A 13960-nucleotide genomic window follows, 5' to 3' on the forward strand; every position below is an offset into this window, starting at 1 on the left:
CTATAAATTGTATTGTTTTATTTAATTATAAATTGGCAGGTAACGTTAAGCGTTTATATCGTGCCCGCTTAAAAGCACTTCCCTATCGAGCTGCACTGAAGTAAATAAAAGTCATAAAACGTCGAGAAGCACGTCAGCCGAGCATAATTTAAACATTCTTTTACCTGCCGTTTTTTTCTTCACTTTTGTTATTTAGTCTAATGTAATTTGAAATAAGCTTACAGTCGCATTGTTATAATGTGCTGGTAAACCATCTGTATTTTTTAACTTCAAAAGTCCTAAAAATTCAAAACCACATTTTTGATAATAGTTAATAAGTCCTCTGTTTTCACCTACAGTGTCCATACGGATAAACTTTTTATCATTTTCTTCTGCGTAATTTCTCGACCAACTAACAATTTGGCAAACCAGATTTTGTCCTCTAAAAATTGGATTAGTTGCAATTCGATGAATATAAACGGAAGGGTCCTTATTTCTTTCTTCCCATATTTGTGGGTCATGGAAGGTTGTCGACCAAATGCAAGCAACTTGATTATCAATGACAATTTTCCATTGTCTTCTTTCAAAGATGTCTGTTTCGATTTGTGTCTTGTCAAACTCCGGCCAAAGAACAACTCCCTTAGTCTTTTGAAAGCTTCTAGCGATTTCGTAAAGCCTGAGAATTTCGCTCATGTCCTCAGGTGCACTATTTTGTATTGTCATTTGTTATTTAACTCATTATAGATTGTCGGCTTTTGGTCTGCCTTAAAATGGCAGATAACGTTTAGTATAAGAATAGTAGCGGATTTTAAATTATTTCTTATCAATCTAATATTTAATTTGATAGTAAAATATATAGTTCGAATTATACTAAAACCGCTATTATTTTTATAAAGTGTTACCTACATACAGGCTTAATTTACAGTTATTGATTCACCATCTTCTGGAATGAAGGCTCTATCTATTAATCCATTACTTTTCAATATTCTTCTTAATTCCTCTCTGGTTAAAGGACAATGGTTTATAGATTCCATGTGGTTTGCAATGACTTTTCCTGAAGTGTTTTTTACAAACGTTAGGATATCATCGACATTCATAATAAGCTGTTTAAATAAATCAAACTGAGCAGCACCACAAGCTAAAACACTAATTTCTGGGTTATAAGTTTTTAAAACTGTATCAACAGCATCTGTATAAACTGTATCAGAACTTAGATAAATTGATTTTTGATTGGGCAGTTTTATATAGAATCCAGTAACACTTCCCATTAGTTTAGCTACAAACCCGTAACCGTGCCTTGCTGGGATACCTTCAATGGTTCCTCCTAAAAAAGGTTGATTATCCCAGTCTTTTAAAGCTTGAACAACATTCAATCCTCTTTTTTTTAATGCTTTTTCATCCTTTATACTACAAGTAATAGGAACGTTTTTTCTAGTTAAAAACTTAATTCCTTTGCTATCAATATGATCTGGATGTTGGTGTGTTATCAAACAATGTGTTACCTTTTCAAGGATCAAATTGCTATTATTAGGGAGAGGAACTGTAGGGTTTTTTCTTGCTTTGTGCCTAAAAAGAGTAAAAGTTGGCATTATTCCTTGTTCTCCTAACATTGGGTCGATTAGAATTACGTCTTTCTCTGTTTCCAAGATCATAGAAGCATTCCTGAGATGATGAATCTTTAACATTTTATGGGATTTAAGTTATATACAAAAATCCCTACAAAATGTATCGTTTCCATTGATTCAAATCAAGAAATACGTTTCCTTATCCTGCTTAGTGTTTCCGCAGTCATATTCAAGTATGATGCAATATGGTACTGTGGAATAGATTGTAACCATTCAGGTTTATAAATAAATAGTTCTTTATATAATTCGTCTGGATTTTTCGTAGTACGATTATATTCAAGCATTTCTTTTTGTTTTAATAATTTTTGAAATGATGAATCAACAATGGATCTGCCACATTGATATTTTTCTAATAGATTCAGAAATGGTTGTCTTTCAATACTCAAAATTTCTATAGAAGAAAGACACTCTTGATTTCTTTTTGTAATAGAGTTTTGACTAAACGCCAATAAATCAGAAATAAATTGAGGTTTTACGTAAAAATTAATATTGATTTCTTTTCCTTCATTAGAATAATATTCTCTGACTATTCCTTTGTTGAGAAACCGAAGTTGTTTCTCTTTGGTATTTTCTTGAATTAATAAACTTCCCTTTTTATATTTTTCTATCCTAAATAACGAGAATAGTTCTTCTAGTCCATGCTGATTTAATGGATATTCAGTTTTAAAAAATTTTGAAACTTCTGTGAAGGTTGACATTCTTAGCTTGTAAGTAACGGTTCCGGGCTTTGTGTTCGGGCGGGTGTCGGAGCAAAAACTGTCAACTAGCCCTCTCGCTTCTTATTTGTATTATATTTCGTCTGTCTTTATAGCTGAAAAATATGTCCCAACAATAAAAAGAATTTGCAATGGAACCCTAAACCACAAATAAGAAAGTCCATTTCCTTCATAAGTTCCTTTTTGATAATCAATATGTTTTACTGCTGCATAAATGTTTGCGGGAAGTATTAGTATAAAAAATGCAATTAACAGCCACGCTGTAACAATTCTGAGATTGGGAATAAAAAGTCCTATTCCTGCTGCTATTTCAATAATGCCTGTCAAATAAACTACTTCTGTTTTGTATGGAATAATGTCGGGTAACATCATTGACATTCCTTTAGTAAATACAAAATGTGCTACAGCGGTAAACACAAGCATTGCCGCCATTGCTATTCGTCCTGATAACGCAAGTTCAAAATTACCACGAACAAATTTTGTCGTCAAAAGTGAAACTGCAAATACTGAAAGTAAAACTATTAAAGGTTTCATTTATTTAGTTTGTTATTGTCATTTATATCTGTCTCTTGTTTCAGAGTCGATTGTTACCTGACCACTAACTAACTGCTAAACGCCAGCAGTGGTGTTTATATCCACTTTGGGCGGCAGTTCAGTTTTTGGTTAGGGTATTGAAAATTAATTAAATAGGTAAATGATAAAAAAGTATATTCGCCTTACCAGTTGCGATTACAGGTTTTTGCTTTCTGCCTCATTCATACCAGAGTCCTTGTAGGCTATCGTTGCTCCTTTAAAATCTTTTGTAATTGCCGAGGTGTTTTGAAACCACACTGGAGAGCCACGTAGTCAACTGTATAATAGGGGTTGTTTAGAAGCGTTTTCGCCCTTTCCAACCTTAACTGGGTAAGGTATTCCAAAATAGTGGTTCCCGTTTTCTCCTTAAAAACTCTGCTCAGGTTCCGGGGGCTCATGGCTACCAGGGATGCCAATGTCTCGATGCTATTGTCACCGGCCAAATTCGCTACTAAATGATCCTGCACTTCATGGATTTGGGGATTAAGATGGTTTCGGTAATCCAGGTATATGCTTTCTTGTTTGTGTTTTTGGCTTCTCCTGTGATATACTACCAGCCCGCGCGCTATTTGGTGGGTAAAAAAGGCACCCTTCAGGTCCTCCAAAACAGACAAGGCCAAATCTATACCCGCACTAATCCCGGCACTCGTATATATATTATCTTGCTTCACATACAATACATCACCAATCACTTTTGCCAGCGGAAACCGGTCTTGTAAATCCTTTACCCTTCGCCAATGGGTCGTACATTCCCGGTGGTTCAACAAACCGGCTTCTCCTAAAATATAGGCGGCATTACACACAGAGCAAATAGTTACCCCCTTATTCGCTGTTTCTTTCACCCAATCGAAAAAGCCTACCTCGGCTTTGAATGCGGGGCTGTTCAGGTAGTCATATTCCATCCCCGGAATAAAAAGAAAGTCTCCTTCTTCTAAAGAGGCGGCTTTATAATCCAAAACCTCTCCCATCGGTAATCCAGCAGTGCTTACGTTTTTAGCCTGGAAGGAATAAAATTCTAAATTAACATCCAGGCCAGAACATTTGGCTTCTGTAAAAACCTGCATGGGACCCGCCAAATCTAACAGTTCAACATGAGGGGGTATAATAAAAGCTATTTTCATAGGGGCATCTTAAAGTTCGACTTTAAAGGTTTCAAATATCCTGTAATAAAGGAGGTGAAAAAAGGCAAAAGAAGGGCAGCCTTCCAGGAGCTTAGTTTAAATCATAGTCTAACATAAGCTTGACGGTTTTGGCAAAATTCCTTCCGTACAGCAGTTGAATCCTATCCATACAAACTACAAACAGATACTGTAAAGAATCTTTGTCATAAGTGACAAGCTCCTTGTGAGGCAGGCTGTTTTCTGCTGTTTTGGATAATGCATCCGGTCTTAGAATATGTAATTCATCTAAAGGCTTATCTGGTAGTTGTTGGGCAGTAGGCAGTAAAGTTAACCCATATTTGGATTTAAAAATCGGAATGCCACCCCCAAAGGTATTGAGCGAACCCGGGAAAGTGCGGGAATAGGTATCCAGCACCGTAGCTAGTTCAAATTCATTGACACCGTCCTGCAGCAGAAAAACTACGTCGCGATCGTGCTTAAATAAAATTTTCTTTACAATGGTTATCACCGCGGCCATATTTACCACCCGGTTTTGGTGATCTTTTTTAATATCACGATGGGGATAGCGTACATCTTTTTTGACTTTTTCCATTACCTGGTCTCCAAACAGCTCCTCGATGACAGCCAGACTTCCTTCTGTAGCGTTTGAAACACCTGCGGTACTGTACAGATTTTTGTTCCTGGTATAACTGACACCCTGTACCCAGCCCACATTAGGGAACTGCTTTTTTAACTGCTTCCAGTCGCTTGAGTGGGTGGTGATAGGTTTTCCGTCATAAATACCGGTGGCAGCAGCTGTCGCAGCTCCGTCACAGATAGCGAGTATGGTGTTTTCTCCGGTATAAAGTTTCTTGATCCAGTTCACATTCGCTGCTTTTGGCGGCGTTTTAAGATGAACCGTTAGATTAGGAATGACAATCACATCGGGCGTGAGGCCCAGGGAATCTATTTCGGAGAAAGAGAAATGGGGTAAAATGAAAAGACTGTTAACCAGTAAAATGGGGGCTTTCTTTTCTGAAACTACATATACGTTGGCCTTCTCTGTCGCATTAAATAAATAAAAGGGTGCCAAAAGGTCAAACATCTCTGTACCGTCATTATCCCCCATGATAAAGATGGTCTTCTTTTTTGGGTCAACCCTTGGATGACTCCAGACAAAGTCATGCTTGCCCTGGTAAACTTTCAAGTCTTGCGCTATAACCGGTTGAAGAGCCAAGTACAAAACGAGGCCAAGCACTATTATGCCGGTTATACTATAAATCGATACGCCCAGTATTTTATTCATTCCCATTGTTTGATTATCAAAGCTTACACATATTGCTAGGAAAGAAAATCCAACCAAGGTTATCCTCTCAGAGCATGATGCAAATTTAGACGTTTGGGAAGGAGAAGAAAGGACAGGTTAGCGTCCATAGCGGACAACTTGTGGTAAAATCCTGTTTCATTCCTGGTATGCATAGATATTTCGGTAAAATTGACCATCTGATTCGGGCAAAAGAGAGCAGGGGATTTCGGTTCAAACTGACCACCCCCAAGCAGCCCACATGCAGTATGTCTAGTCCTGAAATATTGTGTCTCACGAAACGACCAAAAAATGATAAAGAAAATATACCTTACTCCAGTAAATATATTGTTCTTCTTATAAATAACAAACCCCAGCTTTTGCCAGGGCTCCTTGACTTTATTATTACCTAATATTTACAAGATTTATTGCGTAAGCCCAGTATCTGCCTTGCCTTTAAAACATTCTTAATGTAATTAGGTAGCCTAGAAAGCAAGTTATATCCGGTTGCTAATTCAATAGCATTCATAGTAGTCCGGTAGGTTCCCTGGCGGATTTACATTATTGTTGTTATGGGTATTTACTGGTATTAACAATTTGCTGGTGTTAATCCGGCATCCAAAAATAGAAATCTATAATATTTTATTTCGGCAAGAAAACTTTAAGTAGAATAAAACCACTTACTTTCTTTCGGATTGAATTTTATAAGATATAGCTAAAATTCTATAATAGGCCCGGTTCCCCCTATCCCTAATTTTGTCCTATCCAAATTATAAACATTAGGCATAGGATTATGAAAAAGTTACTTTATTTCTTATTTGCAACTGCACTATTAACCTTTTTCGGTTGTAAAAAAGAAGTTGTCAATCCTGATCTTGTTAAATCAATCAATCTATCCTCTAAAGAAACAGGAATTGATTATACCATCTCCGTCAAATTACCAGAAGATTATCATACATCATCTGGAAGCTATCCGAGCCTGTATGTTCTAGATGCAGAACAAGTTGAGGAGTATGTGACAAAAATATGTGACCAAACCAGTAAAGACCTTAACAAGCAGAATGTAATAGTAGTAGGTATCAAATACCGAAGTGGTAATTCCCGAAATACGGACTACACGCCAACACCTACTAATCATGGAAAGGGAGGCAGTGCCCAATTCCTGAATTTTATTCAAAAAGAATTAATACCTAAGATAGAAAGCGAGTTTAGAGCAGACCCGGCCAGAAACAAACGAATCATACTTGGGCATTCCTTCGGAGGCCTATTGGGAGCATATGCCTTTACCAAGCACAATGATGTTTTTGGAAATTATCTTTTGTTAAGCCCTTCTTTATTTTATGATAACTCCATCGTACTCCAATATGAAAAAGAAGCCAGGCCCACAATCAGGGGAAAGCCACAACTGGTATTTATAAGCTTAGGAGGTACGGAAAAAGGACTTATTCCGGGCAATGACTTTCTCCATCAGCAATTACAATCATTTTACACCAATACTAAAACCACTTTTCATTTAGTACCTGGTAAAGATCATATTTCCTCTAGAAACCCGGGCATCGAGCAAGCAATTAAATATTATTTTGAAAATAGATAAATAATGAAAAAGCTATTAACTCTATTGATTATTCTTACAACCATCCGGATAGCTCATGGTCAAAGTAAAAAAGAAGTTGAACCATACCCTACCCGTAAATTAACTATTGAGCCAGGAATGGGCACTAAGTTATATTCCTTATTAGGTAGCAGGGACATCCGGTCCACGAATCTAATCCAGTATAACCTGAAAAATAAAATTGCTTTAGTTTCGCATAGTGCACTAGCTTTCGACTTTTCCAACAACCGCATAACAGATGTAAAACAAAACCATAGCTATACTATTTTTCAGAAGTTTGGGCTTGGAACTGCAATCGTTACAAGAAGTGCCTCTCACAATTTTTTTGTACTCGGCGGATTAAAATATAATAGTTACTCCGGCACTTTAGTAAATGAGCAACTGGGACCTGCATTTACTTCTAAAACCTCCGCCTTCTCTCCTGATTATGGCATTTTGTATAATCTAAAAAAAGGTAAAGGAAAGAGATTTTTTAGTGGTCGGCTCTATCTTCCCTTAAATAATGGTATTTCCAATATGTTAGAAACGGCTAACATAGAAATTGGGATTGGTTTCCAGCTACCTGGAGCATTGTAACCTAAACAATAAAACTATGACAACAAGGAAACTTCACTACATTTCAGGAGTTACCATGACGATTTTCATCGGGCTTCATTTATTAAACCATGTTTGGAGCGTTTTTGGTGCCGACCAGCACATTGCCTTAATGCATTCCTTACGATATATGTACCGGAACATTTTTGTAGAAACGGTTTTATTGTGTGCTGTACTTATTCAAATAATATCTGGGCTAAAGCTTTTTAGGATCAACAGAAAGATAGTAGCTAACAACTATGATAAACTTCATGTTTGGACGGGATTGTATTTAGCAATATTCTTTATTATCCATTTAACTGCCGTTTTAGGAGGACGTTTCTTTTTACGCCTTGACACAAATTTCTACTTTGGAGTGGCTGGGTTGAACACCTTTCCGCTAAACTTATTTTTTATTCCTTACTACGGACTTGCCATTATTTCCTTTTTCGGACACATAGCAGCGATTCATGTCAAAAAAATGAAACACACAATTTTATTTTTAACACCAACCAGGCAAGCAACTGCGATTTTATTATTAGGCTTTATTTTGACAACAGTAATATTTTTTGGATTAACAAACCATTTTCACGGAGTAACAATACCAAAAGAATACAATGTTCTGATTGGGAAATAAATCAACACCTAACCAAATAGCTAAAAAGCATTTAAGGTTTTCAATGTAGCAGGTTGGCAAATAAGCATTCTAATACAAAACGGGGGCAGCCAATATTAGCCAAGGATAAATGATAACGTAACCAACTTTTAACAATGAATAATTTTTACATTGGCCTTATAACAACGATTGTTATTATTGGGTTACTTGAAGTTCTTAGGTTTTTAGAAAAACGGCTAATAGGCGCTTTGACATTAGTTGGGATAGCCTTTATTTATATTGGTTTTTCTTGGAAAGATATCCCATCTTTAATATTTAGTATTATCGGAGTTGCTGTCTTTTTATTGCTTGCTTATTTCGGGTATAAAAATAATTTTACCCTTATCATAATTGGTTTACTTCTGCACGGATTGTGGGATCTGACTTTTCCACTTTTTAGTTCGATCGTCCCAGAAGGGTATGATATATTTTGTTTAACCATAGATTTTATTTTAGCCTTTTATTTCTATTTAAGAGTTGAATCGCAGAAACCACAAAGGGTTGATCTATAATAAACCTAGAAACTAAGAATTAAAAAGCCAGGCAGCAGGTGTTTGCCGCAAGTATCGGTAATAAGGATGAGATTACATCATTTAGCCTTAAGTTGTATAACATCAAATAAGAAGCAGATATGAAATTTTATACTTCATTACCAAATAGCCTCAAATTTTACTACGAATTAGAGTTAAATAATTACAAAAGCGAATGTTTAAAAGGAAATCTAACAAAAGCCTGGACTCATTTAGAAAGAGCCCATATTATAGGACAACTTTATCCATTTGCCCATTCTCATGTCCATTGGAAAATGCTACAATTTGGAATTAAAATTAAAAGTAGGAAAGAGATAATTGGCCAAATACCAAGACTGATTTTTGGAGGGGTAAAATCATTTATAGGAAGGGTTCCAATTGGAAACCCAGGAGGAGCGAATGTGCCACCTTTAAAGCCGTTTCCCATAGATAAGGAATTGCAGGACATATTTAAGCTTTAGAAATTTTTTAAATCTGATATAGCCGTTTTAGATCACTATTAAGGCATAGCTTGTACTTCTTCCTCCTCCTTTTTCCTTCTCCAGTATTCCCCGTTCAATTAAATTCTGGATATCCCGGATAGCCGTATCCTGAGAGCACTTTGCCATCTTAGCCCATTTGGAAGAATTGAGCTTGCCTTCTATCCCATCCAATAATTTATCCAACATACTTTTTTGCCGCTCATTTAGCGTGCTTGTTTTGTGGTATTCCCAAAACTTCGCTTTTCGGATTACCTTAGCCAGGGTTATATCGGTCGCCGACAAAGATCGGTCTAAGCATTGCAGGAACCATTCCAACCATTCTGTTATATCTAAGGTACCCTTCTGCGTTTTTTCCAATATATCATAGTAGGCATTTCGGTCTAAACGGATTTGCGCCGACATACTGTAAAACCGTTGGGCGCTTTCATCTGCACGGGCCAATTGTAAATCCGTAATAGCCCTGGCTATCCGGCCATTGCCATCATCAAAGGGGTGAATGGTAACAAACCACAAATGCGCGATGCCGGCTTTCAGCACCGGGTCAAGATCTTTTTCCGTATTAAACCAATGTAAAAAACTTTGCATTTCCGTTTCCAGCAATTCGGAATCCGGTGCCTGGTAATGCACCCGCTCCCGCCCCATGGCTCCTGATACAACCTGCATCGGGTCGTCTTTGGTATTATTGCGCCAGTTACCCACCACAATTTTATACATGCCACTTCGCCCGGTTGGAAACAAAGCTGCATGCCAGTTAAATAAACGATCCTCCGAAAGTTCATCAGCATAACGCTGGGTAGCATCCAACATCATTTCTACTACTCCGTCGACGTTCCGGTCAGAAGGAACCAGCCCGGCTACCTCCATTCCTAAACGTCTGGCAATGGAAGAACGCACCTGGTCCGGGTTCAGGATTTCGCCTTCTATTTCACTGGATTTCAAAACATCCTGCGTCAGCGTTTGTAGTGAGGCCTCTGCTTGTAATTGAAAACCCAGCCCTTCCATGCGGCCAAGCAAACGGCCTTGTTTATAACGAACATTTACTAAAAGTTGACCTAGGCTTTCCTGGTTCCAGGTAAATGCCGGCCAATTAGGTTGTTGGTGGATATAACGCATTCTTCGCATATTTTGCGTCAAATATAACAAATATTCTCCGCATGGAGGAGTATTATCTACATAATAAATGCGAAGAAAACACTAGTTATTCTCCGCATGTGCTCTTATTCTTGCTCATTAATTAGCAATATGAACACTTTATTTATCGGGCAAAAAGGCAGGTTTACCTAGAGGTCATATAGGTTAAACGAAATATAAAAACAGGCAATATTAAGTAGCGTACATTTGAATATCAAACAAGCACAACAGAGATAAAAAGCATAAATGATATGAAAAAGAACTTACTACTACTAGCCTTCACATTAGTACTTTCAACAGTAGGATTTGCTAATGGAACTGTGGATCAGAAAAGATTTGATGCTACTTTAGATCAGCAGGTAAGAGTAGAAGTCCGCCAATTACAGGAGCTGCTTCGTTTCAACGAATTTGAATACATCCAGATTAAGAAGTTAACCGGAGCTGAGTTAGCAGATTTACAAGCAGCTAAACAAACATATACAGATGCTGCCGAGCTACATATCCAATTACAACAAATTAAAGATGCTTATACTGCAAAAGTAAGTGCTTTATTAAACGACTCGCAAAAGAAAGCCTTCTCTGCTTATTTAGCGGCTACACAAGCTAACTTATTAGCTATTCAATAACCTTTACTTTACCTACCACTATTTTACCTGAAGCCAGCTTTTGCTGGCTTTTGTTTTTATTGAGCTCTTCCCATATTTAGGACATGTTAAAAGTAGGGAATTCGGGTTTATCTATATTCTCTAATGCCCACTCTTCTGGGGTTATACCATATACCTTTCAATAATAAAAAACAAGGAGAAACAGGGCTAATACATAATTACAAAATGTAAATAATGTTTATTAAAAAATAATAAGTGTTTGAAATAAAGCTAATTGTATTTTGATTTGTTAACAAATTAATATATTAATTTATATATCATTTAACACTATCTACCCAATACAAAGACTTCTATTATCCGGTCACATTTAATTTAGCTAATAAATAAAAATGCTATTAAATAGTTACTTATTCCAGTTGTATATTGTAGCGGCTAATGTAATTTCAACCTATATAATTAATTCAAAATGATGGGTGTGGTAGTATATGCGGTGAAGGAATAATTTGCTGTTGTTGTTTTCCTTTATCCAGCGTCTTAATCAATTCATGCAAAAGGGAAAAAGTAGAATTGCTTTGTAATAGATCTACCTCCTGTAAGCTATTAACCATTAATTTGCGGTTACAGATATTTATCCGTTAGCCACAAGCTGAAAAATCGACAGAATGGAAGAAATTAAAAAGTTCATTGACAATATTTATCCAATGAGCGATTCTGATTGGGATTACTTTTCTTCAAAATTGTATAAGGAAAAATTAAATAAAAATTCACCCTTAATAAAATTGGGAGCGATTGAGAACTACTTATCCTTTATATCTGAAGGGATAGTAAGACTTTATATTCCACAAGAAGAAAATGAATTAACCTTTGGATTTCTATTTGAAAACGAATTTGTGACTGCTTATGATTCCTTTATTACCCAAACCCCTTCTCATTATCAAATAGAAACGCTGACAAACACAACTTTGTGGCGAATATCGTTCAAAGACCTTGAAGAGGTTTATAAAGAAACCGAAAGCGGAAATTTAATTGGTCGGAGAATGGCGGAGAACATGTTTTTAATAAAGGCGAAAAGAGAAATTTCCCTACTAAACAAAACAGCAGAAGAACGTTATTTGGACTTGTTCTTGGAACGTCCGAAATTATTGAAACAAATTCCATTAAAATATATTGCGTCTTATATTGGTGTTACACCTCAAGCTTTAAGTAGGATACGCAAACGAATTACTTAACTTGGATTCATTGTCAACTCTAAAATCATTTATGAATTTTGTAAGCGAATAAAAAGAAGACAATATGAAACCATTAGTAGTACTTTTATCAAGCTTTGTAATTGCAGTTTTCGTGATAAAAATTGTCAATAGGGATTATGATTTTGCTTTATCAGCAAGAATAGCAATGTCAATAATGTTATGTTTTACGGCAATTGGACATTTCACATTTACTAAAGGAATGTCAATGATGATACCACAATTTATCCCTTTCAAAACAAACCTTGTATATCTCACAGGAATTTTTGAAATTCTTTTAGCAATTGGCTTGCTTATTCCTAAATTAAAAGTGATTAGTGGATGGACTTTGATTGTTTTTCTAGTATTGATTTTACCAGCGAATGTTTATGCTTCTATTAATAATGTGGATTATCAAAAAGGGACATTTAATGGAAATGGTCTTTCCTATCTATGGTTAAGAATTCCATTACAATTTCTGTTTATTGCTTGGACTTATTTTTGCTCAATCCGAATCTTTTAAAGAAAAAAGCCAGTGGCTAACAATATATATAAAAAATAGGCGAACTGTAATAAATTCAAGGCTTTTGGCTCGTATCAAAGCTTTTGTTTATCCGAAAATTTAGTGCTTCGAAATCGCCTACTTTTCATATACTAACCAGTTAATCATTGGTACTATGCTATTAAGGTAGCGATTGTAAAAGCCGGCAATGTCCTCCACCCTATCCGGCAGCTTATAGCCGGATTTCCCCTGGATACTGGAAATTAATACCCCATAATCCCGTAACTGCTGAATACATAACCGTAAATGGTGTTCGGTGAAATTAGGAAAGGACTTTTTAACCTTTTCGATAATTTCGTATTTCTCAATCAGTCGGTCGGGAGCCGTCCGGAACATTAGGTAAAGGTATTGCAATACAGCTTGTGCTTCGTTGGAAAGCCGATGCTGTTCTGCTAAAGCCGCGGCAATCTTGGCAATCAGGTCATTTTTCTCTTGATCCTGCACCGGAATAGCGAGCGAAAAATCCGATTCCTCGAACGGGTAAAAATCGACAAAAGTCCGGTCATGCAGTAAATCAAATAAATAAGCAGCTTTTTCGTGGCTATGACTCGTGCAATATATTTTCCCCAGGCAGCCACTGATAAAATCAGCCAATTGTACCAAGAGCTCTTCCAGACAATCTTCCACGAGTCGGTACGTACGGTCCGGGGTAAACAAATCACGTTGAATAACTTTGGTATTGATATAGTGTTGCAGGCTGCGTCTAAACTCCGGCCAACCCAACTCATCAGCATGAATGGAAAAAGAGGCAAAATTCTTTGGGAATTGTTTTAAAAATATGCGATTAAAGTATTTGTAAAATACATCACTCTGATTCAACCCTTCCCCGGTTACCTTACTTTTATTGATAACCAAACTTAAGATCAGGAAGTCCAGGCGCCGCAGTTCCTGTAAAATATCCAGCCGCTTTTGAAAACCGGATTCATCATTGGTGATCCGGCTGGATCTAATCGGATGTCTTTTAAAATAGCGCCGACTAATTTCTTTCGGCAAGTCCCGGACCTGTTCTAATTTACTTTCATCAATCAAGAGGGCTGTGAGTACGAAATGGGAAAAGGTGCCGGCTTTTTCCAGGTTCAGGCTGGTGTTGCCAAATTCGTCGAGGTAGATGTGCAGGTGTTGCATAACTATTGTTCGTGATTAGGTTAGAAATTCCTTTAAGGAACTAAAACTATTTGGAGTACCCGTTGAATTTATTACCCAATTGATCGTCAAGGTTTATAAACGGACGTTTGTAAAACTTGACAATCTTATTTTTATCGGTATTTTTGTCAGGTTTTTAAAAGAA

Annotated in this window: 16 protein-coding genes; 8 read left to right on the forward strand and 8 right to left on the reverse strand. The window is 36.7% G+C overall.

Annotated elements, in window-relative coordinates; all coding sequences use genetic code 11:
* Positions 1–192 precede the first annotated feature (192 nt).
* The 6 genes from ADHAQ_RS0100005 to ADHAQ_RS0100030 all read right to left on the reverse strand — a co-directional run bounded on the left by ADHAQ_RS0100005 (position 193) and on the right by ADHAQ_RS0100030 (position 5122).
* Positions 193–672 carry a GNAT family N-acetyltransferase gene (locus ADHAQ_RS0100005; protein WP_211240558.1) on the reverse strand — a complete coding sequence of 160 codons (480 nt, stop codon included), beginning with the start codon at positions 670–672 and terminating at the stop codon, positions 193–195.
* A gap of 221 nt (positions 673–893) precedes the next feature.
* Positions 894–1664, reverse strand: coding sequence for an MBL fold metallo-hydrolase (locus tag ADHAQ_RS0100010; protein WP_026461197.1), 771 nt, complete (start codon positions 1662–1664; stop codon positions 894–896).
* 62 nt (positions 1665–1726) lie between these two features.
* A complete protein-coding gene (locus ADHAQ_RS0100015; protein WP_026461198.1) occupies positions 1727–2302 on the reverse strand; it encodes a Crp/Fnr family transcriptional regulator in 576 nt (191 codons plus the stop codon).
* 90 nt (positions 2303–2392) lie between these two features.
* Positions 2393–2854: a DoxX family protein gene (locus tag ADHAQ_RS0100020; protein WP_026461199.1), complete on the reverse strand. Its 462-nt coding sequence runs from the start codon at positions 2852–2854 to the stop codon at positions 2393–2395.
* A 242-nt stretch (positions 2855–3096) separates the two neighbouring features.
* Positions 3097–4014: a GlxA family transcriptional regulator gene (locus ADHAQ_RS0100025; RefSeq protein WP_026461200.1), complete on the reverse strand. Its 918-nt coding sequence runs from the start codon at positions 4012–4014 to the stop codon at positions 3097–3099.
* Between the two features lie 91 nt (positions 4015–4105).
* Positions 4106–5122 (reverse strand): DJ-1/PfpI family protein, encoded by a 1017-nt coding sequence (locus ADHAQ_RS0100030; RefSeq protein WP_211240559.1) that lies wholly within the window; start codon positions 5120–5122, stop codon positions 4106–4108.
* Between the two features lie 967 nt (positions 5123–6089).
* On the opposite strand from ADHAQ_RS0100030, the gene ADHAQ_RS0100035 reads away from it, so the two are divergent.
* The 5 genes from ADHAQ_RS0100035 to ADHAQ_RS0100055 all read left to right on the forward strand — a co-directional run bounded on the left by ADHAQ_RS0100035 (position 6090) and on the right by ADHAQ_RS0100055 (position 9127).
* Positions 6090–6890, forward strand: a complete 801-nt coding sequence (locus ADHAQ_RS0100035; protein WP_026461202.1) for an alpha/beta hydrolase — start codon at positions 6090–6092, stop codon at positions 6888–6890.
* Between the two features lie 3 nt (positions 6891–6893).
* A complete protein-coding gene (locus ADHAQ_RS0100040) occupies positions 6894–7484 on the forward strand; it encodes a hypothetical protein (protein WP_026461203.1) in 591 nt (196 codons plus the stop codon).
* 16 nt (positions 7485–7500) lie between these two features.
* Positions 7501–8118, forward strand: a complete 618-nt coding sequence (locus tag ADHAQ_RS0100045; protein ID WP_026461204.1) for a hypothetical protein — start codon at positions 7501–7503, stop codon at positions 8116–8118.
* 134 nt (positions 8119–8252) lie between these two features.
* The gene (locus tag ADHAQ_RS0100050) at positions 8253–8648 is read left to right on the forward strand and encodes a DUF6010 family protein (RefSeq protein ID WP_026461205.1); all 396 of its coding nucleotides are present in this window, start codon (positions 8253–8255) and stop codon (positions 8646–8648) included.
* 119 nt (positions 8649–8767) lie between these two features.
* Positions 8768–9127: a DUF3703 domain-containing protein gene (locus ADHAQ_RS0100055; RefSeq protein WP_026461206.1), complete on the forward strand. Its 360-nt coding sequence runs from the start codon at positions 8768–8770 to the stop codon at positions 9125–9127.
* 27 nt (positions 9128–9154) lie between these two features.
* Here ADHAQ_RS0100055 and ADHAQ_RS0100060 read toward each other — a convergent pair whose 3' ends face one another.
* Positions 9155–10270 (reverse strand): Fic family protein, encoded by a 1116-nt coding sequence (locus tag ADHAQ_RS0100060; protein WP_211240560.1) that lies wholly within the window; start codon positions 10268–10270, stop codon positions 9155–9157.
* 260 nt (positions 10271–10530) lie between these two features.
* Here ADHAQ_RS0100060 and ADHAQ_RS0100065 point away from each other — a divergent pair, with 260 nt between their 5' ends.
* The 3 genes from ADHAQ_RS0100065 (at position 10531) to ADHAQ_RS0100075 (ending at position 12633) form a co-directional block, all read left to right on the forward strand.
* The gene (locus ADHAQ_RS0100065) at positions 10531–10905 is read left to right on the forward strand and encodes a hypothetical protein (RefSeq protein WP_026461208.1); all 375 of its coding nucleotides are present in this window, start codon (positions 10531–10533) and stop codon (positions 10903–10905) included.
* Between the two features lie 641 nt (positions 10906–11546).
* Entirely contained in the window at positions 11547–12113 is a 567-nt protein-coding gene (locus ADHAQ_RS0100070) for a Crp/Fnr family transcriptional regulator (RefSeq protein ID WP_026461209.1), read from the forward strand.
* A gap of 64 nt (positions 12114–12177) precedes the next feature.
* Positions 12178–12633 (forward strand): DoxX family protein, encoded by a 456-nt coding sequence (locus ADHAQ_RS0100075; RefSeq protein ID WP_026461210.1) that lies wholly within the window; start codon positions 12178–12180, stop codon positions 12631–12633.
* Positions 12634–12750: 117 nt separating this feature from the next.
* Here the strand turns inward: ADHAQ_RS0100075 and ADHAQ_RS0100080 are convergent, their stop codons facing one another.
* Positions 12751–13797 (reverse strand): DUF3800 domain-containing protein, encoded by a 1047-nt coding sequence (locus tag ADHAQ_RS0100080; RefSeq protein ID WP_026461211.1) that lies wholly within the window; start codon positions 13795–13797, stop codon positions 12751–12753.
* Positions 13798–13960 lie beyond the last annotated feature (163 nt).

Source organism: Adhaeribacter aquaticus DSM 16391 (genome assembly GCF_000473365.1).
GTDB classification, from domain to species: domain Bacteria; phylum Bacteroidota; class Bacteroidia; order Cytophagales; family Hymenobacteraceae; genus Adhaeribacter; species Adhaeribacter aquaticus.

Coding starts and splice junctions, on each gene's coding strand:
- ADHAQ_RS0100005 (WP_211240558.1), bottom strand. CDS start 672: ATGAGCGAAATTCTCAGGCTTTACGAAATCGCTAGAAGCTTTCAAAAG.
- ADHAQ_RS0100010 (WP_026461197.1), bottom strand. CDS start 1,664: ATGTTAAAGATTCATCATCTCAGGAATGCTTCTATGATCTTGGAAACA.
- ADHAQ_RS0100015 (WP_026461198.1), bottom strand. CDS start 2,302: ATGTCAACCTTCACAGAAGTTTCAAAATTTTTTAAAACTGAATATCCA.
- ADHAQ_RS0100020 (WP_026461199.1), bottom strand. CDS start 2,854: ATGAAACCTTTAATAGTTTTACTTTCAGTATTTGCAGTTTCACTTTTG.
- ADHAQ_RS0100025 (WP_026461200.1), bottom strand. CDS start 4,014: ATGAAAATAGCTTTTATTATACCCCCTCATGTTGAACTGTTAGATTTG.
- ADHAQ_RS0100030 (WP_211240559.1), bottom strand. CDS start 5,122: ATGGGGGATAATGACGGTACAGAGATGTTTGACCTTTTGGCACCCTTT.
- ADHAQ_RS0100035 (WP_026461202.1), top strand. CDS start 6,090: ATGAAAAAGTTACTTTATTTCTTATTTGCAACTGCACTATTAACCTTT.
- ADHAQ_RS0100040 (WP_026461203.1), top strand. CDS start 6,894: ATGAAAAAGCTATTAACTCTATTGATTATTCTTACAACCATCCGGATA.
- ADHAQ_RS0100045 (WP_026461204.1), top strand. CDS start 7,501: ATGACAACAAGGAAACTTCACTACATTTCAGGAGTTACCATGACGATT.
- ADHAQ_RS0100050 (WP_026461205.1), top strand. CDS start 8,253: ATGAATAATTTTTACATTGGCCTTATAACAACGATTGTTATTATTGGG.
- ADHAQ_RS0100055 (WP_026461206.1), top strand. CDS start 8,768: ATGAAATTTTATACTTCATTACCAAATAGCCTCAAATTTTACTACGAA.
- ADHAQ_RS0100060 (WP_211240560.1), bottom strand. CDS start 10,270: ATGCGAAGAATGCGTTATATCCACCAACAACCTAATTGGCCGGCATTT.
- ADHAQ_RS0100065 (WP_026461208.1), top strand. CDS start 10,531: ATGAAAAAGAACTTACTACTACTAGCCTTCACATTAGTACTTTCAACA.
- ADHAQ_RS0100070 (WP_026461209.1), top strand. CDS start 11,547: ATGGAAGAAATTAAAAAGTTCATTGACAATATTTATCCAATGAGCGAT.
- ADHAQ_RS0100075 (WP_026461210.1), top strand. CDS start 12,178: ATGAAACCATTAGTAGTACTTTTATCAAGCTTTGTAATTGCAGTTTTC.
- ADHAQ_RS0100080 (WP_026461211.1), bottom strand. CDS start 13,797: ATGCAACACCTGCACATCTACCTCGACGAATTTGGCAACACCAGCCTG.